At 34.2% G+C, this 23,083-nt stretch carries 18 protein-coding genes, 3 tRNA genes and 1 rRNA gene; 15 read left to right on the forward strand and 7 right to left on the reverse strand.

Annotated features, from left to right (window positions below; all coding sequences use genetic code 11):
- Position 1 precedes the first annotated feature (1 nt).
- From arsS to BM246_RS15420, 3 genes are all read right to left on the reverse strand, one after another.
- Positions 2-1,057 (reverse strand): arsenosugar biosynthesis radical SAM (seleno)protein ArsS, encoded by a 1,056-nt coding sequence (arsS, locus tag BM246_RS15410; RefSeq protein WP_074939070.1) that lies wholly within the window; start codon positions 1,055-1,057, stop codon positions 2-4.
- Positions 1,058-1,229: 172 nt separating this feature from the next.
- On the reverse strand, positions 1,230-1,565 hold the full coding sequence (locus tag BM246_RS15415; protein ID WP_042505157.1) for an arsenosugar biosynthesis-associated peroxidase-like protein: 336 nt from the start codon (positions 1,563-1,565) through the stop codon (positions 1,230-1,232).
- Positions 1,566-1,698: 133 nt separating this feature from the next.
- On the reverse strand, positions 1,699-2,841 hold the full coding sequence (locus tag BM246_RS15420) for an acyl-CoA dehydrogenase (RefSeq protein WP_042499239.1): 1,143 nt from the start codon (positions 2,839-2,841) through the stop codon (positions 1,699-1,701).
- Between the two features lie 96 nt (positions 2,842-2,937).
- Between BM246_RS15420 and BM246_RS15425 the strand changes: the two genes are divergently transcribed.
- From BM246_RS15425 to BM246_RS15470, 10 genes are all read left to right on the forward strand, one after another.
- The gene (locus tag BM246_RS15425) at positions 2,938-3,993 is read left to right on the forward strand and encodes an anhydro-N-acetylmuramic acid kinase (RefSeq protein ID WP_042505155.1); all 1,056 of its coding nucleotides are present in this window, start codon (positions 2,938-2,940) and stop codon (positions 3,991-3,993) included.
- Positions 3,994-4,169: 176 nt separating this feature from the next.
- Positions 4,170-5,396, forward strand: coding sequence for a Glu/Leu/Phe/Val dehydrogenase dimerization domain-containing protein (locus BM246_RS15430; protein ID WP_042505154.1), 1,227 nt, complete (start codon positions 4,170-4,172; stop codon positions 5,394-5,396).
- Between the two features lie 25 nt (positions 5,397-5,421).
- Entirely contained in the window at positions 5,422-6,858 is a 1,437-nt protein-coding gene (gene nhaD / locus BM246_RS15435) for a sodium:proton antiporter NhaD (RefSeq protein WP_074939072.1), read from the forward strand.
- Between the two features lie 176 nt (positions 6,859-7,034).
- A complete protein-coding gene (locus BM246_RS15440) occupies positions 7,035-7,724 on the forward strand; it encodes a MotA/TolQ/ExbB proton channel family protein (RefSeq protein ID WP_074939074.1) in 690 nt (229 codons plus the stop codon).
- A gap of 1 nt (position 7,725) precedes the next feature.
- On the forward strand, positions 7,726-8,118 hold the full coding sequence (locus tag BM246_RS15445; RefSeq protein ID WP_042499243.1) for an ExbD/TolR family protein: 393 nt from the start codon (positions 7,726-7,728) through the stop codon (positions 8,116-8,118).
- Positions 8,119-8,145: 27 nt separating this feature from the next.
- Positions 8,146-9,036 (forward strand): energy transducer TonB, encoded by an 891-nt coding sequence (locus BM246_RS15450; protein WP_074939077.1) that lies wholly within the window; start codon positions 8,146-8,148, stop codon positions 9,034-9,036.
- Between the two features lie 3 nt (positions 9,037-9,039).
- The gene (locus BM246_RS15455; RefSeq protein ID WP_074939079.1) at positions 9,040-10,257 is read left to right on the forward strand and encodes a bifunctional folylpolyglutamate synthase/dihydrofolate synthase; all 1,218 of its coding nucleotides are present in this window, start codon (positions 9,040-9,042) and stop codon (positions 10,255-10,257) included.
- Positions 10,258-10,322: 65 nt separating this feature from the next.
- Positions 10,323-10,397: transfer RNA gene (locus BM246_RS15460), tRNA-Val, on the forward strand.
- Between the two features lie 69 nt (positions 10,398-10,466).
- Positions 10,467-10,541, forward strand: a tRNA-Val gene (locus BM246_RS15465).
- A gap of 111 nt (positions 10,542-10,652) precedes the next feature.
- Positions 10,653-11,423, forward strand: coding sequence for a LuxR C-terminal-related transcriptional regulator (locus BM246_RS15470; protein ID WP_042499245.1), 771 nt, complete (start codon positions 10,653-10,655; stop codon positions 11,421-11,423).
- Positions 11,424-11,561: 138 nt separating this feature from the next.
- On the opposite strand, the gene BM246_RS15475 is transcribed toward BM246_RS15470, so the two are convergent.
- Positions 11,562-12,830, reverse strand: a complete 1,269-nt coding sequence (locus BM246_RS15475) for a UDP-N-acetylmuramoyl-tripeptide--D-alanyl-D-alanine ligase (RefSeq protein WP_074939081.1) — start codon at positions 12,828-12,830, stop codon at positions 11,562-11,564.
- 83 nt (positions 12,831-12,913) lie between these two features.
- Positions 12,914-14,578: a gliding motility lipoprotein GldJ gene (gene gldJ / locus BM246_RS15480; RefSeq protein ID WP_174564436.1), complete on the reverse strand. Its 1,665-nt coding sequence runs from the start codon at positions 14,576-14,578 to the stop codon at positions 12,914-12,916.
- Positions 14,579-14,850: 272 nt separating this feature from the next.
- On the opposite strand from gldJ, the gene porU reads away from it, so the two are divergent.
- Both porU and porV read left to right on the forward strand, forming a co-directional pair.
- Entirely contained in the window at positions 14,851-18,729 is a 3,879-nt protein-coding gene (gene porU / locus BM246_RS15485; RefSeq protein WP_074939084.1) for a type IX secretion system sortase PorU, read from the forward strand.
- A 31-nt stretch (positions 18,730-18,760) separates the two neighbouring features.
- Complete coding sequence (gene porV, locus BM246_RS15490; protein WP_042505150.1) at positions 18,761-20,005, forward strand: type IX secretion system outer membrane channel protein PorV; 1,245 nt, start codon at positions 18,761-18,763, stop codon at positions 20,003-20,005.
- Positions 20,006-20,084: 79 nt separating this feature from the next.
- Here the strand turns inward: porV and BM246_RS15495 are convergent, their stop codons facing one another.
- Together BM246_RS15495 and BM246_RS15500 are read right to left on the reverse strand one after the other, a co-directional pair.
- The gene (locus BM246_RS15495; protein ID WP_074939086.1) at positions 20,085-20,852 is read right to left on the reverse strand and encodes a M48 family metalloprotease; all 768 of its coding nucleotides are present in this window, start codon (positions 20,850-20,852) and stop codon (positions 20,085-20,087) included.
- A gap of 73 nt (positions 20,853-20,925) precedes the next feature.
- Entirely contained in the window at positions 20,926-21,387 is a 462-nt protein-coding gene (locus BM246_RS15500) for a GNAT family N-acetyltransferase (protein ID WP_042499247.1), read from the reverse strand.
- Between the two features lie 44 nt (positions 21,388-21,431).
- Here BM246_RS15500 and BM246_RS15505 point away from each other — a divergent pair, with 44 nt between their 5' ends.
- The 3 genes from BM246_RS15505 to BM246_RS15515 form a co-directional block, all read left to right on the forward strand.
- Positions 21,432-21,857, forward strand: a complete 426-nt coding sequence (locus BM246_RS15505) for a GNAT family N-acetyltransferase (protein ID WP_042499249.1) — start codon at positions 21,432-21,434, stop codon at positions 21,855-21,857.
- 50 nt (positions 21,858-21,907) lie between these two features.
- Positions 21,908-21,980, forward strand: a tRNA-Gly gene (locus tag BM246_RS15510).
- A 1,021-nt stretch (positions 21,981-23,001) separates the two neighbouring features.
- Positions 23,002-23,083: ribosomal RNA gene (locus BM246_RS15515) — 16S ribosomal RNA — on the forward strand; the annotation flags it as partial.

Below are 23,083 nucleotides of genomic sequence, written 5' to 3' on the forward strand. Positions count from 1 at the left end.
GTTATGCAACAACGCCTTGGCAGCTACTTCCTGCACCTGCGGTACACCCGTAACAATGTTGAGAAATTACAATGTTTCTGCCTTCTAAAAGTTCTTCATTGTATTCGCTAATGTGTTTTGCTTTGCTATTTACGGGTAAATTAAGCATTTGATTAAAATCGCAATCAAATAAATAACCATCCCAACTTACAGATAATGTATTGGTACACATTACGTTTTCTACAGCAGATGGATTATAAGCTTCTACTAAAGAATACATATAATCTTCATAATTTTCCGAAGCAATAAGGTAATCTAAAAACCTTGCGATTGGTAAATTTGTAATTGCGAATAAATTATGAAAATCAATATCGAAATCTTCTTTTAAAGCTTTTTTGAAATCTTTTTCCATAGCCGTTTGATCACCTGGTAAAAAAGCTCCCGACGGATTGTAAACTAAATCTAAACGTAAATCACTGCCTGGCATACCGTAACCAATAGCGTTTAAATCTTGCAGTGCTCTAATAGATTTATCGAAAACACCATCACCACGTTGTTTGTCTGTTTTTCCACGTGTCCAGTGTGGCATAGAACTCACCACGTGTACATTGTGTTTTTTAAAGAATTCTGGTAAATCGTAGTATTTTTTGTTGGCTCTAATTATGGTTAGGTTAGAGCGCACAATAAAATCTTTAATGCCTGCTTTTGCAGCTTCTTCTACAAACCATCGAAAATCAGGATTCATTTCTGGAGCGCCACCCGTTAAATCTAAAGTGTGTGCACCGGTGTTTTTAATAACCTCTAAACACTCTCGCATGGTATCACGCGTCATGATTTCTTTACGATCTGGGCCGGCATCTACATGGCAGTGATCGCAAACTTGGTTACACATGTAGCCTACGTTTATTTGTAGAATTTCTAATTTTTTCGCTTTAAGCGGAAATTGGCCGGTTTCGGAAATTTTATCTTTAAAGGTTGGTAATTCTCCATTTTTGAAAATACCATTCGATAAAATATCGAGTTGCTTATTGCTATTTGCTAAGTCGCTTTCGCGTTTTTTTAGAGACTTTGTTGCCATTAATAGTTTTTATAAATTAAGATACTGTTTGCTTTGTGAAAACAGTACTTGGCGGATGGGTGCGTTAGGGATTGAGGCATTTGTTGAAGCTCTTTTTGTGTTGTTGCGCTTATGCAACACAAAAAAGCGACTGCCGAAAGCCCGACCCTTTTCGGGTAACGCCCAAAAAATTCTATCCGTCTAATTTGTTTACTTTATTCATCATTTGTACGCCGTGCACTAGTGTTGCACCACTTTTTATGGCTGCGCCTACGTGTATAGCTTCCATCATTTCTTCTTTAGTTACGCCACGTTGCAAGCCATCTTTTGTGTAAGCGTCTATACAATATGGACATTGCTCGGTGTGAGCAACGGCAAGCGCGATAAGTGATTTTTCACGAGCTGTTAACGCGCCTTCTTCGAAAACTTTTCCGTAATACTCAAAAAATTTCTCGCCTAAATCTTTGCTCCATTCGGTGATTTTTCCAAATTTTCTTAAATCGGCTGGGTCGTAATATGTTTTTGACATGATTTTATTTTTTTACGAAATAATGAAATCTATTTGTAATTGTCGAGGACTTTCGTGATTCTTAACAAAAAAAGACTCAAATATTTTGAGCCTTTTTTTATAATTAGTGATTTTATATTGTAATAAGGTGTTGTTATTCCTTAATCAAGCTTCTAGAAATAACGATTTTTTGTATTTCTGAAGTGCCTTCGTAAATCTGTGTTATTTTGGCATCACGCATTAAGCGTTCTACGTGATAATCTTTTACAAAACCGTTGCCACCGTGTATTTGTACAGCTTCTACGGTGTGTTCCATAGCGACTTTACTAGCGTATAGTTTTGCCATGGCACTAGATTTATCGTAATTAAGGCCTTGGTCTTTATCCCAAGCGGCTTTCATAACAAGCATACGTGCCGCTTCAATATCGGTATACATATCTGCTAATTTGAATGCTATGGCTTGGTGGTTGCAAATTTCGGTACCAAATGCTTTACGTTGTTTGGAGTACTTTAATGCAAGTTCATAAGCACCAGAAGCGATACCTAAGGCTTGTGCAGCAATGCCTATTCGTCCGCCAGAAAGCGTTTTCATGGCAAAACGGAAACCAGAACCATTAACACCAATACGGTTTTCTTTAGAGACTTTCACATCGTTAAATTGAAGTGTATGCGTGTCGCTACCGCGAATACCAAGCTTATCTTCTTTTGGTCCAATATGGAAACCTTCCGTACCTTTTTCAACTATAAAAGCGTTTATACCATGCGAGCCTTTGTCGCGATCGGTTTGTGCTATTACTATATATACATCGGCACGACCGCCGTTTGTAATCCAGTTTTTTGTACCGTTAATTATATAATAATCACCATGATCTATAGCTGTTGTTGCTTGCGATGTGGCATCACTGCCAGCTTCGGGCTCACTCAGGCAAAAAGCGCCTACAAATTCACCTGTAGCTAGTTTTGTTAAGTATTTTTGTTTTTGTTCTTCACTACCATAAGCTTCTAGGCCGTAACAAACTAAAGAGTTATTTACGGAAACTATTACAGAGGCCGAGGCGTCTATTTTAGATAGTTCTTCCATAATTAACACATACGAAATGGCATCCATACCGCTTCCACCGTATTTTGGATCTACCATAATGCCTAAAAAGCCTAATTCACCCATTTTTTTAACGAGAGATTGCGGGAATTCTTGTTTGTTGTCGCGTTCAATTACGCCAGGAAGTAATTCGGTTTGAGCAAAATCGCGAGCAGCGTCGCGTATCATAATATGTTCTTCTGAGAGTTTAAAATCCATAATTCGTAATTAAAAGGTGTTAAAAATGTAAAAAATGTTTTCAAATATAGGTTTTTAGTGTGAATATTTCAATGGGTATTGTTATTTTTACATCCGATGGAAAAAAAAGAATATCATGTTGTCGGCGTAATGTCCGGAACATCTCTTGATGGCATAGATTTAGTTGAAGCCAAATTTGTTTTTAATGGTACATGGCATTTTGAAATTATTTGTGCCGAAACAATTAGTTATTCTCAGGCTTGGCACACGAAGTTGAAAGGCTTGGTGGATTGCTCTTTAGAAACTTTGAAGTTAATTGATGGCGATTATACTGTTTTATTGGCTGAGGTTATAAAAACCTTTATCTCAAAAAATAATATTAAAAATATTGATGCAGTTTGTTCTCACGGACACACGGCTTTACATAGACCCGAAAATAAATTAACCTATCAAATAGGAAATAAACCTATTTTGGCAAAACTTATAAACGAAAAGGTGGTTTGCGATTTTAGAGTGGAGGATGTTGAGCTTGGTGGGCAAGGTGCTCCTTTAGTGCCTATTGGGGATCAATTATTGTTTCCTGAATACGATTTTTGCTTAAACCTTGGTGGTTTTGCTAATATTTCTACCCAAATAAAAACGGAACGTATCGCTTATGATATTTGTCCGGTTAATATTGTACTTAATATATATGCGCAAAAACTAGGTTTTAATTATGACGATGGCGGAAAAATTGCAGCATCGGGTAATTATATGTCCGATTTGGGTAATCAGCTTAATCATTTAGAGTTTTATAAAGAAACTCCTCCAAAATCTTTAGGCTTAGAATGGGTTAATAAAAATGTACTCCCTTTAACTGAAGCATCTCAAGCTAGTGAAAAAGATATTTTGCGTACATGTTCTGACCATATCGCAGAACAAATATCGAATGTAATAAAGTCTGGAGCAAGAGTTTTGGTGACGGGTGGTGGTGCTTATAACGATTATATTATTTCGAAAATTAAATCTAATATTGGAGCCGAAATTATTATTCCGAATGCCGATTTAGTGGAGTTTAAAGAGGCGTTAATTTTTGGTTTTCTAGGTATATTAAAACTTCGGAATGAAGTGAATTGCTTACAATCGGTTACAGGAGCATCAAAAAACCATAGTTCTGGGAGAATTTATTCATAAAATAACGAAAATTTAATCTCACAAGATTTCTAGTTTTTTTATATTTGTTACTTATCATTAATAATTTAAAATTTTACATAAAATGAATCAACTTTAGCTACAGATATCGAAGAACTACTCGTAGAGCGTAAGCTAAAAAGAATATAATTTATTGAAATTTTAAAACATACAAATTAATGAAAGCATTACTAAAAAAGTACGAAGATAAAGCACCTGAAATAGTATTTAACTGGAAAGACTCTGAAACCGAAGCAGAAGGTTGGGTTGTAATAAACTCATTGCGAGGTGGAGCAGCCGGTGGGGGAACACGAATGAGGAAAGGGTTGGATATGAACGAGGTATTGTCTTTGGCAAAAACCATGGAGATTAAATTTACCGTTTCTGGTCCTGCAATTGGCGGAGCCAAATCGGGAATTAATTTCGATCCAAAAGATCCAAGAAAAAAAGGTGTTTTAGAGCGTTGGTACGCTGTGGTTTCTCCTTTGCTTAAAAGTTATTACGGAACTGGAGGCGATTTAAATGTAGATGAAATACATGAAGTTATTCCAATAACCGAGCAAAGTGGTGTTTGGCATCCGCAAGAAGGTGTTTTTAACGGACACTTTAAACCTACGGAAGCTGATAAAATAAATAGAATAGGACAATTAAGACAGGGGGTAATAAAGGTTATTGAAAATCCCGATTTTTCACCAAGTGTCTCAAGAAAATATACCATAGCCGACATGATTACTGGTTTTGGCGTTGCCGAAGCTGTAAAACAATACTACACTATTTACGGTGGATCTGTAAAAGGAAAACGTGCTGTAATTCAGGGTTTTGGGAATGTTGGAGCAGCAGCTGCATTTTATTTGTCTCAAATGGGTGCAAAAGTGGTTGGAATTATCGATATTGCAGGTGGTTTAATTAATGAAGAAGGTTTTACTTTTGAAGAGATAACAAAGTTGTTTTTAGCCAAAACAGGGAACACCCTAGAGGCCGAGAATTTAATACCTTTCGAGACGATAAACCAAGACATTTGGAAGTTACAAACTGAGATATTCGCACCTTGTGCAGCATCACGATTAATCACTCAAAATCAAATTGATGAGATGATAAATAGTGGGTTGGAGGTGATTTCTTGTGGGGCTAATGTTCCTTTTGCAGATAAAGAAATATTTTTCGGTTCCATTATGGAGCACACCGATAGTCGCGTAAGTTTAATACCCGATTTTATTTCTAACTGCGGTATGGCAAGAGTGTTTGCTTATTTTATGGAACGCCGCGTACAAATGACAGATGAGGCTATTTTTAATGATACCTCTGATAAAATTAGAGAAGCGATAGAAAAAGTATATTTAAAAAATAAATCTAAAACAGAAATAAGCGCTACGGCTTTCGAGCTTGCGTTAAGTCAATTAATCTAAAAGAAAATCAATTTTAATATTTAATATGGAAGCAGCAATTATTTTAGTATTTGTTTTTGGCTATTTAGCCATAACGATGGAGCATAGTATCAAAATAGATAAATTAATACCGGCCTTAGTCATGATGGCTATTTGTTGGGCTTTAATTGCTTTAGGGCTAGATGAATTTACTCAGTGGTTCGATTCTGCTAACCATAGCTTAATGGAAAATTTTGGAGGTTTACCTTTAAATGATGTTTTAGATGAAAGTGGCCATGTGGTGACTTCTGGTAAAATGAGTTTAATGGAAAACACGTTGTTGCACCACTTAGGTAAAACTTGTGAGATTTTGGTTTTCCTTTTAGGGGCGATGACAATTGTTGAAATTATTGATTATTTCGATGGTTTTTCAACTATTAAAGATTTTATCAAAACAAAGAAGAAAAGTAAAATCCTTTGGATTTTTGCTATTCTAGCATTTATTTTATCTGCAATTATTGATAACTTAACTGCTACTATTGTTTTAATTTCAATTCTTCAAAAAATTGTTAAAGATAGAAGTGTACGTATTTGGTATGCAGGTTTAATTATTATTGCAGCTAATGCTGGAGGTGCTTGGTCTCCTATTGGAGATGTAACAACTACTATGTTATGGATTGGTAAAAAAGTATCAACAGGGCATTTAGTAGGTTATCTATTATTACCATCATTTTTATGTATGGCAGTTCCAACGTTTATCGCATCATTTCTACCAGCGTTTAGAGGAGATTTAGATGTAGAAGAAGTTGTAGAGAAACCAAAATCTAAATTTAGTGGTAAAATGCTTTACTTAGGTTTAGGTGCTATTGTATTTGTTCCAATTTTTAAAATGGTTACACACTTACCTCCTTATGTTGGTATGATGTTATCTTTAGCAGTTGTTGCTATTTTTGCTGAAATATATAGTAATGCTAAGTTTAGCATGACGGATCATGATTCTGAAGAGAGCGAAGCTGCTGCACACCATAGCCCAGTTCACCATTCATTATCTAAAATTGAATTACCAAGTATTTTATTCTTCTTAGGTATTTTAATGGCTGTTGCCGCTTTAGAATCTTTAGGTATCTTATTCAATTTTGCTGGATCTTTACAAGATTCTATGCCAATGTTAGGAACAGAAATTCACCCAGGTGGACACGAAGGTGTTTCCGATTTAGTAGTATTATTATTAGGTGTAGGTTCTGCGGTTATCGATAACGTGCCATTAGTAGCGGCTAGTTTGGGTATGTTTCATGAACCAATGGATAATGAACTTTGGCATTTTATTGCCTATTCAGCAGGAACAGGTGGTAGTATGTTAATTATTGGTTCTGCAGCAGGTGTAGTAGCAATGGGAATGGAGAAAATTGATTTTTTCTGGTACCTTAAAAAGATTGCTTGGTTAGCCTTAATTGGTTTCTTAGTAGGAGCTGTAGCCTTTATGTTTACAAGAACTTTATTTTAATATATAGTTATTTCGCTTGCGCGGAAAAGTGGCACACATGTTGATTATAGTGTCGTCTATATGATAGATTTTTAAACAAAGTGCGGAGGTTTTTGCACTTTGTTTAAAATAGTATTAGGACGACTATAATTTAATATCAAAATAGACGTTATAAAGTTGCAATAAATTAAGATTATATGCTAAACACAATATTACAAAACGTACCAGACGGTGCAGAGGGAGAACCAGTTGAAAAAACGCTCTCGATAATAGAATTAATTAGTAGCGGTGGTTTCGCCGGGCAAATTATTATTGCTATTCTATTTTTATTATTAGTAGCTGCCATTTATATTTATTTCGAACGTTTGTTTGCTATTAAAGCAGCATCGCAAGTCGATGCTAACTTTATGAATCAAATAAAAGATCATGTAAGTAATGGTAAAATAGAATCGGCACAAGCACTTTGTACACAAGTGAATTCTCCGGTTTCTCGTTTAATAGGAAAAGGGATTTCAAGAATAGGAAAACCTTTAGCTGATATTAATACGGCAATTGAAAATGCGGGACGTTTAGAAATTTATGGCCTTGAGAAAAACGTAAGTGTATTAGCAACTATTTCTGGTGCTGCACCAATGATTGGTTTCTTAGGAACTGTTGTTGGTATGATCTTGGCGATTTTTGAACTTGCAAATGCTGGAGGAAGTATTCAAATGGATGTTTTGGCTAGCGGACTTTACACAGCCATGACAACTACGGTTGCTGGTTTAATTGTAGGTATTGTTGCTTATATTACTTATAACCATTTAGTGGTTAAAACTGATAAAGTAGTGTATCAAATGGAAGCAAATTCCTTAGAGTTTTTAGACCATTTAAACGAACCTTCTTAATATGAATTTTAGAGGAAGAAATAAAGTTACGCCGGAGTTTAATATGTCGTCTATGACGGATATTGTATTTCTGCTACTTATCTTTTTTATGATTGCTTCCACCTTGGTAACCACCAACGCAATTGATATTTTACTACCAAAAGCGAGTGGTAAAACCGAGAATAAAAAGTCGATAGCAGTTAGTATTAAAAAAGATTTAACTTACTATATAGATCAAAGTAGGGTAGGCGAAAGCGTGCTAGAATCTGAGTTAATTGCGGCTTTATCTAAAAAAGAGCAACCAACCATTGTTTTACGAGCAGAGAAATCTGTACCAGTAGAGCATGTGGTGAAGGTTATGGATATAGCGAATAGAAATAAGTTTAAAGTTATTTTGGCTGTTCAGCCTAACTAATGACTTAAATTAGGTACTGCGTTTACTATGAAATATTTCAAAACCAAACATGAAAAAGATTCAGCAAAAATAACCACTTTGATAATGGTTATTATTTTGTTGCTACTCTTTGTTGTGGGGCCTCCGTATATGGATCCACCTGAAGAATATGGCGTTGCTGTAAATTTTGGAACTACAGATTTTGGTAAGGGAGACGTGCAACCTAAAGCACCTATAAAATCTGAACCGCGTGAAGTTGAAGAACTTCCTGAGCCAGAACCGGAAGCGGTTCCTGAGCAAGCAGAAGCTGCAAAACCAGCAGAAACAAAAGAAGAGGTTTTAACAGCAGATAATGCGGAAGAGATTGCTATAAAAAAACAAAAAGCAGCTGAAAAAGCTAAAGCACAGGCCGAGGCGAAAGCCAAAGCAGATGCTAAAAAGAAAGCTGAAGCTATCGCTAAAGCGGAAGCTGAACGAGTTGCTAAAGAAAAACGCGAACAGGAAGAAAAGAAAAGAAAATTAGATGCTTTAATTGGAGGTGTTAGTAAATCTGAAGGAACAGAATCTGGAGGAGAAGGAGATGATAATAAGGCTGGTGATAAAGGTCAGTTAGATGGTAATCCATATGCACCAAGTTACTTCGGGTCTGGATCAGGAAGTGGTGGTGTTGGTTACGGTCTTAATGGGCGTGGTCGAGCATCTTTCAATACGGTGAAACAAGATTGTAATGAGTCAGGGTTAGTGATTGTGAAAATCATTGTAAACCAAAGTGGACAAGTTATAGAAGCTGAGCCAGGAGTAAAAGGAACTACTAATACGGCACAATGTTTATTAGAACCAGCAAAAAAAATAGCGCTTTCTCATAGATGGCCTGCAGATTCTAAAGCACCAGCAAAACAAATAGGTTTTGTAAAAGTAAACTTCAAATTGGGGCAATAAAACATGACATATAGCGATACTTTAGATTGGATGTTTTCTCAACTGCCAATGTATCAGAGGCAGGGTAAATCGGCATATAAAGTCGATTTGAGTAACACAGTTTCACTTATAAATCATTTAAATTATCCACACCGAAATTTTAAAACCATACACGTAGCAGGTACCAACGGAAAAGGTTCTTCTAGTCATATGTTAGCTTCTGTTTTACAAGAGGCAGGTTATAAGGTGGGGTTGTATACTTCGCCTCATTTAAAAGATTTTAGAGAGCGTATTAAAATAAACGGTAAAGAAGTAAGTAAAACATTTGTAACAGGCTTTATTGAGCGTAATAAATCGTTTTTTGAGACTAATCAGTTGTCGTTTTTTGAAATGACTGTTGGTATGGCATTCGAATATTTCTCTGAAGAAAAAGTAGATGTCGCTGTTATTGAAGTAGGTTTGGGTGGCCGATTAGATTCTACAAATATTATTACACCAGAGGTTTCAGTAATTACAAATATTGGGTTAGATCACACACAGTTTTTAGGTAACAGCTTGGACGCTATAGCTTTTGAAAAAGGCGGTATTATAAAGCCTAATGTACCTGTTATAATAGGGGAGACTCAAGAAGAAACTAAATCTGTTTTTATAGATCTAGCAACTAATAATAATGCTGATATTACTTTTGCAGATCAACAAGTACCTAATAATTACGCTTCTGATTTAAAGGGAGATTATCAAGTTAAAAATATTCAAACGGTTGTGGCCGCGATTAAAATTCTTCAACAGAAAAGCTATAATATTTCTTTGAGCAATATAAAGAAAGGTTTATCAAACGTTATAGAAAATACCGGTTTATTAGGTCGTTGGCAGGTTTTAAATCATGAACCTAAGGTGGTTTGTGATACAGGTCATAACCGTGAGGGATTAACGTATGTAATGAAACAGCTTTCTAAAGAAGTTTATAATCACCTACATATTGTATTCGGAGTTGTAAATGATAAAGATTTAATATCCATAATAGATTTATTACCAAAAAAAGCAACTTATTATTTCTGCAAACCAGATATATCTCGTGGACTAGATGCAGAGGAATTAAAGATGTTTTTCAGTAAGTATAATTTAATTGGAGAGAGTTATAAATCAGTAGATGAGGCTTATAAAGAAGCAAAGGAAAAAGCAAACATCGATGATTTTATTTTTATAGGAGGAAGTACTTTTGTAGTAGCAGAAATAATTTGAATTTTTTTCAAAAAAAGTCTTTGTAAAGTCAAAAAGTAGTGTATCTTTGCACCTCCTAATAATTAGGGCGCGTAGCTCAGTTGGTTCAGAGCACTTGGTTTACACCCAAGGGGTCAGGGGTTCGAATCCCTTCGCGCCCACATTAAGTTTAAGATAGCTCTTAGGCTTTTTTTATATGTAAAAAAGGAGTTTACTCTTTGTAATTGTTAGGGCGCGTAGCTCAGTTGGTTCAGAGCACTTGGTTTACACCCAAGGGGTCAGGGGTTCGAATCCCTTCGCGCCCACAGAAATTTAAACCTAAGATGAATATCTTAGGTTTTTTTTATGTCAAATATTTGCGTAAATTCTTTAAGAGTGTAATATTTTTACTATTTTAGGATAATCAATCCACTCTCATGAATAGATTTAATATTAAAGATACTTATAAAGAAATCTTTAAATCTCACGATAATCCTTCTCTCAAAAAGCATATAGAGAAATTTATTGAGTTGGATACTTACTTGCCTTATAGTTCTACCTTTTTCTGTGTTACTAATACTCAAGATTTAACTTTTGAATATATTAGTAAAAATATGACGGCTTGTTTGGGTTTGGATAAAGCTGATTTAAAAGCTCGTGGTATGCGTAATTTTTGGGCTAGAATGCATCCTGATGATTTGGAACAATGGCTACAAGCATTAAATGAATTAATGAATTTTACGCTAACTGAGATTTCCTTAGGTAATAGAGAGCGTATGAGTTATACTTGGAATTATCGTTTAAAGAATGCTAAAGAAGAATATGTAAATTTAATACAGACTACAACGCCATTAGAGTTTGATAGTGATAGTAAACCTATAATAGGTTTGGCACATTATACGGTTTTACCAGGTGAAATGGAGATGCAAGTTTGCGCGTCTGCTAAGTTATTGAATTGTAACGATGAGTATGAAACGGTGTATTTTAGTAACTTTTCTCATAAATTACTAAAAGGCGGTATTAGTAATAGGGAGCGGGATATTATTAGACTTCTTGTTTTAAATAAGACGAGTAAAGAGATTGGAGTTAGTCTCAATATAAGTTCTAATACGGTGGATACACATCGAAGGAATATTTTAAAAAAACTAAATATATCCTCTACTGGAGAGTTAATCGGTATGCTTAAAATTAATAGAAGCTTATTGTAATAAAAAAACAAAAATACTCAATTTGAGTATTGCGCAGATTGCATAAAAACATGACCTTTACAGTGCTATTAATTAGTTCTTAGGGAGAATTATTTAAACAGAAGGTGCTTGGTTTTATATCAGGCACTTTTTTTGTTTTTAATTTAAAAGTCGCTCTAAGGCCATGCCTCTAGAACCCTTAATTAAAATAATAGAATGTTCTATTTTTGAAATATGAAATACAGCTTCTAAATCGGCAAAAGATCTATACTTTTTTAATCGATTAGATTTAACATTTACGTCATAAAAGTTTTCGCCTACTAGAATAATTTGTTCTATATTTAATGATATGGCTAAATCCGCAATGATTTGATGTTCAATTACGGCTTCTGTACCCAGTTCAAACATATCGCCTAAAACAGCTATTTTATTGCTGTCTTGTTTTTCAAAATTTAAAAGAGCAGCATGCATACTTGTGGGGTTTGCGTTATATGCATCGAGTATAATTTTATTACTATCTTTTTCTATAATTTGAGAACGGTTATTAGTAGGTGTATAGCTCTCGATAGCTTTTTTAATTTTGGAAATAGCAACTTTAAAATATTCACCTATAGTAATTGCAGCTGCTATGTTATTGAAGTTGTAATCACCTATTAATTGGCTTTTAATCTCTTCTTCTTTAAATTTAGAAATAACAAATGGTTGAGCCTTTTTAAAATTAATATTTACATCCGAATTTTTATTTCCGAAGGTGAAACGCTTAGCGTTTTCTGTTTTATCTACTTGTACGTTGTCATTAGAATTAACGAAAATCATTTTATCATTGGCTATTAGAAAATCGTACATTTCACTTTTACCTTTAATTACGCCTTCAACACTTCCGAAGCCTTCTAAATGTGCTTTTCCAAAATTGGTGATGTATCCAAAGTCTGGCTTGGCTATCTTACACAAAAATTCAATTTCTTTTTGATGATTCGCTCCCATTTCTACGATGCCAATTTCAGTGTTTTGGCTCATTGATAGAAGCGTAAGGGGTACACCAATGTGGTTGTTTAAATTGCCAATGGTTGCTGTTGTTTTAAAGTTTTGAGACAGGACGCAATTAATGAGTTCTTTTGTGGTTGTTTTTCCATTGCTTCCTGTTAAGGCTAAAATTGGTGTTTTTAAGTACGACCTATGGAAGGTTGCTAGCGTTTGTAAAGTTTCTAGAACATTAGCTACCAAAATGGTGCTATCTGAAGTTTGGTATTTCACTTCATCAACAATAGAATATTTAGCTCCGGCCTTTAAGGCTTTTTCGGCATAAGTATTACCATTGAAATTTTCTCCTTTTAAAGCAAAGAACATGTCGTTATTTTTAATTTTTCTAGTATCTGTTGATACGCTACCACATTCTAAGAAAAGGCTATGTAATTGTTCTATTTTCAAAACTTAAAATTTTAAAATAAATGTATAAAAAAAAGTCCTAACATAATGCTAGGACTTTTTATATTTATTAACGAATGCTTGTTTTAGTTTTTCGTTTTGTTTCCTCCTTTACTTTTAGAGCCAACACGAGACATTGCACATCTAAAACCAATATAGTCTGTTGCCATATCTTGCGGGAAGTATCGACGTTGCGCAGGATCTAACCAATATTCTCTGTCTTTCCAAGAACCACCTTTGTAAACACGAACTTCGTCGTTAATTAAAGATGTTCTGTTGTTTGATTTATCGTATTCTCTAACAATGTTTCCTAAAGAATCTCTAGAGATATTATGTTTAGGAGAGTTATACATTGCACTAGATTTTCCAGAGTCTTCATCTTCGTCACCGAAGCTTTCGAACTTTCTTGAAGAACGCTTGTCTCCATCTCTAAAGTTTATCTCGTTACTTTTATCAAAATTTGTTCTTTGGAACGTTTCATTTTCATCAACAGGAACTTGCATAATTTCACCAGGTAAATTTCTAGCAATAATTTTTCCGTTAGATAAAGTATCATAAACAATTTCATCCGAAGTAATTACTTTTACAGAACCATCTTCATTAATAGCGTTTTTAGTGTAAACGTTTCCACGGTAGTAATTAAAGTCATTAAATTCATCATCAATAATAGGTCTGTAAACATCGGCAACCCATTCAGCTACATTACCAGCCATATCATATAAACCAAAATCATTTGGAGCATAAGATTTTACTGCGTTTGTAATATCGGCACCATCATCAGACCATCCAGCAATTCCACCGTAATCACCTTTACCTTGTTTGAAGTTAGCCATTTGGTCACCTCTAATTTTTCTTTTACCAGAACGTGTGTACTGTCCGTCCCATGGGTATTTTTTACGACCTCTATAAAGGTTGTAGCTTCTAATTTCACTTAAACCTAAAGCAGCATATTCCCATTCTACTTCAGTTGGTAGTCTATACTTTGGAGCAAGAACACCTGTTTCTCTACTTGCGTAAATGCCAGATTCGTTTCCTTCTGCATCTACAGTAATATTTCTATTTCTTCTAGAGTCAACAGGTTCGCCTGTATCCATAGAACTAGGATCGATAGTGTATCTGTTTGTGTTAAATGCATTATCAGGATCAATATCAGTGTGGTTTATTTCACGGTATCCTGCTTTGCTTAAGTTTAATTCGTTAACACGGTCTGTTCTCCAGTTAGAAAACTCTACAGCCTGAATCCAGCTAACACCAACTACAGGATATTCTCCATAAGCTGGGTGACGCAGGTAATTCTCCGTCATAACTTCATTGTATCCTAAACGGTTTCTCCAAACTAATGTGTCTGGTAAAGCTCCGTTATAGATCGCTTTAAAGTTTTCCTCAGAAGGAGGGTAATAACGTTTTAAATAATCTAAGTATTCTAAATACATAGCATTTGTAACCTCTGTTTCATCCATGTAAAAGGACATAACATGTTGTTGGTTAGGGCTGTTGTTCCAGTCGTGCATAACATCGTCTTGCACACGACCTTTAGTAAATGTACCACCTTCAACAAATACAAGTCCTGGAGATGTTTCCTGTTCTTTAAAATCTGTATTATACTGAAAACCACCTTCTCTATCGTTAATGTTCCATCCAGTTGCTCTAGAGCTATTTTTAGAACTCGAAGATTTTTTACAACTTGTAGACACTACTGCTAGTGCTACAATTAATAAAACCTTGATTGTCACTACTTTTTTCATATTCATACTTTTAAGTAAGCTAATAATATTTTGGTGCTGCAATATAAGAATTAAACCTTACACAACAAGCTATTTTTTACATTTTAACCAAAAAAAGAGGTGTTTTGTCCTGTTTTTTAAGCGTTACATCGATGTTTTGAGGTGTATTCAGGGCCTCTTTTTGTTCGATTGTGTTGTATAAACGAATGTTTTGCTAATTTATTATTGTATTTTTGATGATGTTTTAGAAATTATTGCGTTTTTAATACTAACTCAAAGCTAAAGACGTTATTTTAACGATGAAAAAGAATTTATTCCTATTTATATTACTAATATCTATTACTGCATTTGCCCAGCAAAAGACGTTTACTCTCAATTGGCAGGCATCTCAAACCATTTCTGGAAGTTCTTATAGTTTAGAAATTCCTTATTTTAATGAAGAGGTGTGTGATTTCGATTTTGAATTAGGACTTCAGTTTGTTTCTCAATGGGAAGTTGCTTCTTCTGTTAATGAAGAATCTGTTGCAATATCGAAAGTGAGTTATACGAATATATCTTTAGCAGAATTAAAAGACTTACCAGTTAATAAAATTCCAAAAAAGTTATCTTATACTTTAAAAAACTCTATTGCAAGAGGTAAGCAATATGCAATGTTAAAGTTATCTCCTATTATATATGATAATGGAATCTATAAAAAAGTTACGCAATTTCAAGTTAATTATTCAAACGGAACATCCAGAAGAAGTGCCGGTTTAAATAAAGCTTTAGGAACAAAAGTGATTTCGAATTCTGTTTTGGATAAAGGGAAATGGTTTCGGTTTTATATTGATACAACAGGTGTTTTTAAATTATCAAAATCGTTTTTAAAGCGCTTAGGTGTTAATGTAAACAGTGTAGATCCCCGAACTATTAGAGTTTTTGGAAATGGCGGACGTATGATTCCTTTTTCTAATAGTGAAGATTATCCTTTTGATGTAGCAGAGAATGCTGTAAAGTTTGTAGGGGAAGAAGATGGTATTTTTAATGATTCCGATTATATTTTATTTTACGGGCAAGGCCCAAAGCAGTTTAACGAGGAAAGCAATACCAACATTAATTGCTATACTGATAAGACCTATTATTATATTAATACCGGTTCTGGTAACGGAAAGCGTATTTCTCAATTTACACAACCAACGGGTTCGGTAGATTTAGAAATCAATACGTTTCAGGATTATCAATATCATGAGTATGATAATGAAAATATTGCTTTACTTGGCCGTCGTTGGTTTGGTGAGCGTTTTGATGTGGAAGCGGAACAAAACTTTAAATTTGAGTTTCCGGAAATTATAACATCAACACCAATAACTTTAAAGGTCTACGTTGCAACAATTTCATCAGAGTCTACTTCAATGGCTATAGCTGTTAACGGGAATGAGTTGTCAACGTTAGTTTTACCAGGAGCAGACGATCCAACACTTGGTAATGATAGGTTTTATATCACTAATACTTCTGTGATTTCTTCAGAAGTCGATGTTAAATTGAGTTATAACAATCAAGGAGATCCTAGTGCGCTCGGATATTTAGATTATATTTCTATTGAAGCTACTAGGGCATTAAAATTTATAAAATCTCAGTTTTATTTTAAAAATAAAGCTGTAGAATCCGCTTCTGGTGTTGGTAGATATACCATCGAAAATGCTTCTGAAATTTCCGAAGTTTGGGATGTTACCGATATTTATAATATTACTAATGTTGAAAATAGTGCGGCTGAAGATAATTTTACGTTCACTTCTAATTTAGGAGTGTTAAAAGACTATGTAGCCGTAACACCTTCGGATTATTATGAGCCTAAATTTGATGGAAAAACTACTTTAACCAATCAGAATATAAAAGGAACTATATTTTTAAACAATCAAAATGAGTTTCAAGATATAGATTATATTATTGTTGCACCAGATAATATGTTAAGTCAGGCCAATCGCTTAGCTCAAATTAACACAGATCAATATGGTTTGATTGTAAAAGTTTTAGGGTTAACCGAAATTTATAATGAATTCAGTACCGGAAACCAAGATATTGGGGCTATTAGAAATTTGGTAAAGTATGTTTATGATAATGCCAGCACACCCGAAAATAGAATCAAATATCTATGTTTATTCGGCGATGGATCTTTCGATTATAAAGATCGTATACCGAATAATACGAATGTTATGCCTTCTTGGTATTCTTATGAAAGTTTGAATTTAACAAATTCTTTTGTTTCGGATGATTTCTACGGAATGATGGATGATAACGAAGGAACAATGATTTCCAGTGATAAATTAGATATTGCCGTTGGTCGAATTCTTGCCGACACACCAGAACGTGCAAATCAAATGGTCGATAAAATAGAATCTTACTATATAAAGGAAGCTTTTGGTACCTGGCGAAATAATGTGGTAGTAATTTCGGATGATGTAGATTTGGATTGGGAAGGCGTATTGCAGCAAACCACAGATAATATTGGGAATTTAATTACTGAAGAAAAACCATTTTTGAATGTTATAAAAATTCACTCCGATGCTTTTCAACAGGAAACAACAGCAGGAGGAGATAGGTATCCTCGTGTAACTTCAGAAATTATCGATGCTATCGATAAAGGTGCTTTGGTTGTAAATTATTTTGGACACGGTGGAGAGAACGGGCTTGCACAAGAGCATTTGTTGTTTCAAGAAGAAATTAAGGAGTTTCGTAACTTCGGAAAACTCAATTGTTTTGTAACTGTAACTTGTGAGTATACTAAGTTTGATAACCCTTATAAAGAAACAGCTGGTGAAGTAACTTACTGGAATGAAGATTCTGGCGCCATTGGATTAATATCTACCACTCGACAAATCTTTGTATCCTTCGCTATTAATTTTAATAATAATTTAGGTCAATATTTGTTTTCGTATTCAGATGATGATACTTTTCAGGATAACGAATATCCTTCTATGGCCGAAGCGTTAAGGCTAACAAAAAATAATCCTGCAATATCTAATTCAAGTCAAAGACGTTTAGTCTTTTTTATAGGTGATCCGGCCATGAAACTTGCTTTTGCAGAACCTAATATAAACTTGACCAAAATTAACGATGTGCCTTTAGCGCAAGTAACCGATACATTAAAAGCTTTAAGTTATGTAAAAATGGCTGGAGAAGTAACCGATTTATCTGGTAATTTATTAAGTAACTATAATGGTACAGTATCTACAACTATTTATGATAAAAATATTGAGCGGCAAACTTTAGCAAATGATGGAACAAGACTTAATGGTGAACTTGTAAAATTAGATTTTTCAACGTTGGGCGAAATTATTTTTAGAGGACAAGCATCTGTTAAAAATGGTGAATTTGAATTCGATTTTATTGTGCCAAAAGATGTTGGGATTCCTGTTGGAGTAGGTAAGGTTAGTTTCTACTCTAAAGATGAGGCCTTAGAAAGTAATCAAGCTGGAGCAAGTATTGGTACAGTTAAAATAGGAGGTTTGAATGAAGATGCTCCGGTAGATAATACAGGGCCGGTTATTTCTTTATATATGAATGATGAAAACTTTGTATCGGGTGGTATTACCAATGAGTCGCCAACGTTATTGGCTGTAATGGAAGATGAAAATGGTATAAATACAGCGAGTGGTGTTGGTCACGATATTGTTGCCATACTCGATGGGGATGAAACAAATCCGGTTGTGCTTAACGATTATTACCAAACCGGTGTAGACGATTATAAAACGGGAATTTTGAGTTATCCGTTTAGGGATTTAGAACCCGGTTTGCACACATTAACACTCAAAGCTTGGGATGTGTATAATAATTCTGCTGTGTCAGAGATTCAGTTTATTGTTTATGATAAAGATGAGGCTTTGGTTATTAATAATGTATTGAATTACCCAAATCCGTTTGTAAATTATACAGAATTTTGGTTCAATCACAATAGTTCCGACCCTTTAGACGTTTCTATACAGATATTCACTGTTTCTGGAAAATTGGTTAGAACATTAAACGGACAAACAGCTACCGGTTTTAATGTTACAAGTTCGCTATCTAGAGACATTGTTTGGGATGGTCGTGACGATTTTGGCGATAAAATTGGTAAAGGTGTTTATATTTACAAATTAAAAGTCCATTCTAACCTTTTAAATAAAACGGTAGAAAAAATTGAAAAGCTAGTAATTCTATAAAAAAATATATATTGCAACTAAATATTAATTCATGAAAACTAAAGTACTCTTATTATTATCATTCGTTTTTGTTGTAAAAATGAATGCTCAAGAAACTACAGTAATTATTCCAAACGAAAGAGATTCTAGAGTTATTACAACAGGCGTTCCTTTTTTATTAATTACTTCAGATGCTCGCGCGGCAGCTATGGGAGATATGGGGGTTGCAACTTCTGTAGATGCTTTTTCTCAACAATGGAACCCTGCAAAGTATGCTTTTTCAGAAACTAAATCTGGAGTAGGTGTTAGTTATACGCCATACTTAAGTAAGTTAGTTAACGATATTTTTTTAGGAAACTTAACATATTTTAATCGCATTGATGATCGTAGTGCTTTTGCAGCCAGTTTAAAATATTTCTCTTTGGGAGATATTGAATTCCGTGAAAACGAATTTGTGAATGCTTTAATACAAAGACCCAATGAGTTTACTTTAGATGCATCATATGCTTTACGTTTATCTCCAGAGTTTGCTATGTCGGTTGCTATGCGTTACATGAGATCCGATTTAAAGCTAAGTGGTTTAGGTGGTGATGCTACAGCGGCAAGTACGTTTGGGGTAGATATTTCAGGTTTTTATCAAAGTGAAGAAGAAGCTTATACTGATTTTAATGGAAGATGGAGAATGGGATTTGCTATTCAAAATATTGGTCCTAAATTCTCTTACGAGGAAGGTGGGGTAGAAAACTTTCAACCTACTAACTTGCGTTTAGGAGCAGGTTTTGATTTTATATTCGACGATTATAATAAAATAGCAGTAACAGCAGAAGTTGCCAAATTATTAGTGCCAACACCGCCAAAGTTAGGAACAGAAATTGTTTTTGAAGACAATAATGATAATGGAACTTATGATGAAGATGATGGAGATGTTCTAATAAGCGAAACAAATAATGTTATTTATGAAGGGCAATCTCAAGATGTTGGTTTTTTAGCAGGTATGTTTCAATCTTTTGGAGATGCACCAGGTGGATTTAGTGAGGAAATTAAAGAGTTTACATATTCATTAGGAGCTGAATATGTATATCAAGATTCTTTTGCATTCAGAACAGGGTACTTTAACGAAAGTGAAGAGAAAGGAGCTAGAAAGTTTTTTGCTCTAGGAGCAGGATTTAAGGCCAATGTGGTAAATATAGATTTATCTTACCTATTCTCAGCTTCTAAAGTTCAGAGTCCTTTAGAAAATACGTTACGTTTTTCATTAACATTTAATATAGGTGCTGGTGAATACCGCGAATACTAAAATATAAATAAATCAAAACAACAAAAAAGACTGCTCTAAAAGCAGTCTTTTTTTGTTTTAGTCTAAGTCATTTCTATATTTATAAACCTTTATATTTTTCAATAGCTTCTCTAATTTTTTCAATTCTATTATCTGGATCAGGATGTGTGCTTTTAAACTCTGGAACACGATTTGGTCCCGCAGCAGCTTTCAATATTTCCATAACGCCAATCATTTCTTCAGGATTGTAACCTGCTTTTAGCATAAAGCGGACACCTAATTCATCACTTTCAAGTTCATCATCACGCCCATTTGTAAGTAATGTGTTTTGTCCAATACCACTAACTAAGCCTCCCATGTCTGCACCCACAGATCCGGCAGTGGTTAAGCCCTGCCAATATTCACTCTCGGCAATACGTTCGGCACTATGGCGCCCAAGAACGTGACCAACCTCATGACCTAAAACACCAGCTAGCTGATCTTCATTCTCCAATTGAGAAAACAAAGCGTATGTAATAAATATTTGACCACCCGGAAGAGCAAATGCGTTAATTGTGTTTGGGTCGGCGAGTAAATGAAATTCGTACTTATAAGGTGTTTCTCTTGCAATACTATTATTTACTAATTTGTTTCCAACATTATCTACCAAAGCTTGATATTGATTGTTTTCATGTAAACCACCGTGTTGCTGTGCCATTTGTGGGGCGCTTTGTAAACCAATGGCAATTTCTTCATTGGCATTCATCGAGATAGTTTGAGTTCTACCCGTGTATGGGTTTTCTTCACGTTGGCTGCATCGTTTAAAAACAAAAAACAATGCGATTGCGGCACCTATTAATAGTCTTACTTTTAGATTTTTTCCTCTCATGGTGGTTGGTGTTTTGGTAGTTGTGAAATTACAAAAAAAATGAATTATATAGGTTAGACACTCTTTTTACTCATCAGTCACTTAAATTCAATTGCTTTTTCATTACATAATGTGGTCCAATACCTTTTATGTTAAAGGAGTGGCCAATAACACGGTATCCATTCCTTTTATAAAAATTAACAGCAACCTCTCGAGCATTACACCAAATCAGATTTGTTTTTTCTTCCTTTAATATAGTATCGCAATACTTTAATAATATGTGGCCAATCCCTAAACCTTGTTGATGTTGTAAAATAGCCATACCTCGGAGTTGATATTGATTCAATTCTGAGAACTTCGGGTTATTGTTTTTTAGTAAAGAACAGACTCCAATAAGTTCTTCAGTATTATAAATACCAAAATGTAAGGTTGTTTCTAAATCATCACCATCAAAGATGCAAGATTCTATGGGTTTGCCCTTCCTTAAAACAGGATGTCGTATGGTATACGCGTCAACTGCTTGTATTTGCTTTACGGTATAATTTTGTTTTTTCATAAAATCAAACTTAATTAAAATATTTATCTTCACTAAAAAAAAGAATGGCTATTGTATTTAAAATTATTGATCAACAATATATAGACTTAATAATTCCTTTAGTTCAAAAATTAAACAATAACCAAGTTGACGATGTTGTTTTACGAGAACGTTTTCTTGAAATGTTTATGCAAAATTATGAATGCGCGGCTCTTTTTAAAGATAATGAACTTATTGGTGTTTGCGGGTTATGGTTTTGCACCCGTCATTATTCAGGTAGGAGTGTCGAGGTAGATCATGTTTTTATAGATGAAAAGTATAGAGGACAACGTTTTGGAGCACAATTTTTTGAATGGATTTACAATTACGTAAAAAATAAAGGATGCGAGGCTGTAGAGCTAAATACCTATGTATCAAATCATGGCTCGCATAAATTTTATTTTAATGAAGGATTTAAAATTTTAGGCTATCATTTTTTGAAAAAAATGTAAATTTTATTTTGATAGATAAGTATATTGTGTGTATATTTGCACCCGGAAATGCGAGAGTAGCTCAGTTGGTAGAGCGTCAGCCTTCCAAGCTGAATGTCGCCGGTTCGAACCCGGTCTCTCGCTCTAAAAGCTTCATAGAAATATGAAGCTTTTTTGTTTTCCATACTTTCCTCTTAAATATAGAATTCACATGTTTTAGTTATGTTAGTTTACCAACTGGTGGTTAAATCTACTTGGTAGCAAAAATCTTAATATTATAATTACCTTATTATAGTATATATCGAGAGCTTATTTTATCATTAATAGTTAAAAGAGAATTTGAGTGTATCCCATTAATGTGCCTTTGTTGCACATTAATAGGTCGGGCTTTCCGCTATATCTTTTTTTTTTTTTTTGTTACCATTACAATTGGTTTGTTTAAATAAATAAGTATTAGATTATTTGGTATACTATATGTCTAATCATTCTTAAAAAAAAGGATGCCGCATTAATCCTTTACGCGGGTGTTGTCCGTTGTAATTAGTGCAAATCCTAAGAAATACAAATATAGAAAAGACGTTGCTTAATGAAATTTAAAATTAATATAGAGTCAATTCATTTAAAATAAGCTTATTAAGCGAGAATAGAAATAAACTTGAAAAAAACATTAATAAAAAGGTTGTCAGAACCAAAAAGGGATCTATATTTGCACCCCGCTAAAAAAGGTAAAACTTTAAAGGCGTAACGTTCATAAACAGGTTGGTTGATTAAGATTTTAAAAGTGGTAAAAAACTTTTAAAAAAAGAATTAAAAAACATTGTGAGTTTCAGAAAAGGTTGTAAGTTTGCAGCCGCTAAAAACGGCAACGTAATTAGCTAGAAAGTTCATAAGTATATTGTTTAGTATTTAGGTTAAAGAGGTATTAAATCTTTTTAAAATAAAAGTTAAATAATTATTGTGAGAGTTAAAAAAGGGTTTTATATTTGCACCCGCTTAGCAAGGTAACGCGTTAAGATAAGAAAAGAAACAAGTTCATAAACATATTGAATTGACAGCGTAAAATTAATTTGGAAACGGATTAATTTAACAAAGAGAATAGACCATTTTGAGTATTAGAGATTCTAATTAGTTGTTAAAAGTAATAGTGGAAACACTTAAAAATTTAACGATGAAGAGTTTGATCCTGGCTCAGGATGAACGCTAGCGGCAGGCCTAACACATGCAAGTCGAGGGGTAACATTGGAGCT

The sequence above is a fragment of the Algibacter lectus genome, assembly GCF_900112395.1.
GTDB classification, from domain to species: domain Bacteria; phylum Bacteroidota; class Bacteroidia; order Flavobacteriales; family Flavobacteriaceae; genus Algibacter; species Algibacter lectus.

Coding starts and splice junctions, on each gene's coding strand:
- arsS (WP_074939070.1), bottom strand. CDS start 1,057: ATGGCAACAAAGTCTCTAAAAAAACGCGAAAGCGACTTAGCAAATAGC.
- BM246_RS15415 (WP_042505157.1), bottom strand. CDS start 1,565: ATGTCAAAAACATATTACGACCCAGCCGATTTAAGAAAATTTGGAAAA.
- BM246_RS15420 (WP_042499239.1), bottom strand. CDS start 2,841: ATGGATTTTAAACTCTCAGAAGAACATATTATGATACGCGACGCTGCT.
- BM246_RS15425 (WP_042505155.1), top strand. CDS start 2,938: ATGGAAAAAAAAGAATATCATGTTGTCGGCGTAATGTCCGGAACATCT.
- BM246_RS15430 (WP_042505154.1), top strand. CDS start 4,170: ATGAAAGCATTACTAAAAAAGTACGAAGATAAAGCACCTGAAATAGTA.
- nhaD (WP_074939072.1), top strand. CDS start 5,422: ATGGAAGCAGCAATTATTTTAGTATTTGTTTTTGGCTATTTAGCCATA.
- BM246_RS15440 (WP_074939074.1), top strand. CDS start 7,035: ATGCTAAACACAATATTACAAAACGTACCAGACGGTGCAGAGGGAGAA.
- BM246_RS15445 (WP_042499243.1), top strand. CDS start 7,726: ATGAATTTTAGAGGAAGAAATAAAGTTACGCCGGAGTTTAATATGTCG.
- BM246_RS15450 (WP_074939077.1), top strand. CDS start 8,146: ATGAAATATTTCAAAACCAAACATGAAAAAGATTCAGCAAAAATAACC.
- BM246_RS15455 (WP_074939079.1), top strand. CDS start 9,040: ATGACATATAGCGATACTTTAGATTGGATGTTTTCTCAACTGCCAATG.
- BM246_RS15470 (WP_042499245.1), top strand. CDS start 10,653: ATGAATAGATTTAATATTAAAGATACTTATAAAGAAATCTTTAAATCT.
- gldJ (WP_174564436.1), bottom strand. CDS start 14,578: ATGAATATGAAAAAAGTAGTGACAATCAAGGTTTTATTAATTGTAGCA.
- porU (WP_074939084.1), top strand. CDS start 14,851: ATGAAAAAGAATTTATTCCTATTTATATTACTAATATCTATTACTGCA.
- porV (WP_042505150.1), top strand. CDS start 18,761: ATGAAAACTAAAGTACTCTTATTATTATCATTCGTTTTTGTTGTAAAA.
- BM246_RS15495 (WP_074939086.1), bottom strand. CDS start 20,852: ATGAGAGGAAAAAATCTAAAAGTAAGACTATTAATAGGTGCCGCAATC.
- BM246_RS15500 (WP_042499247.1), bottom strand. CDS start 21,387: ATGAAAAAACAAAATTATACCGTAAAGCAAATACAAGCAGTTGACGCG.
- BM246_RS15505 (WP_042499249.1), top strand. CDS start 21,432: ATGGCTATTGTATTTAAAATTATTGATCAACAATATATAGACTTAATA.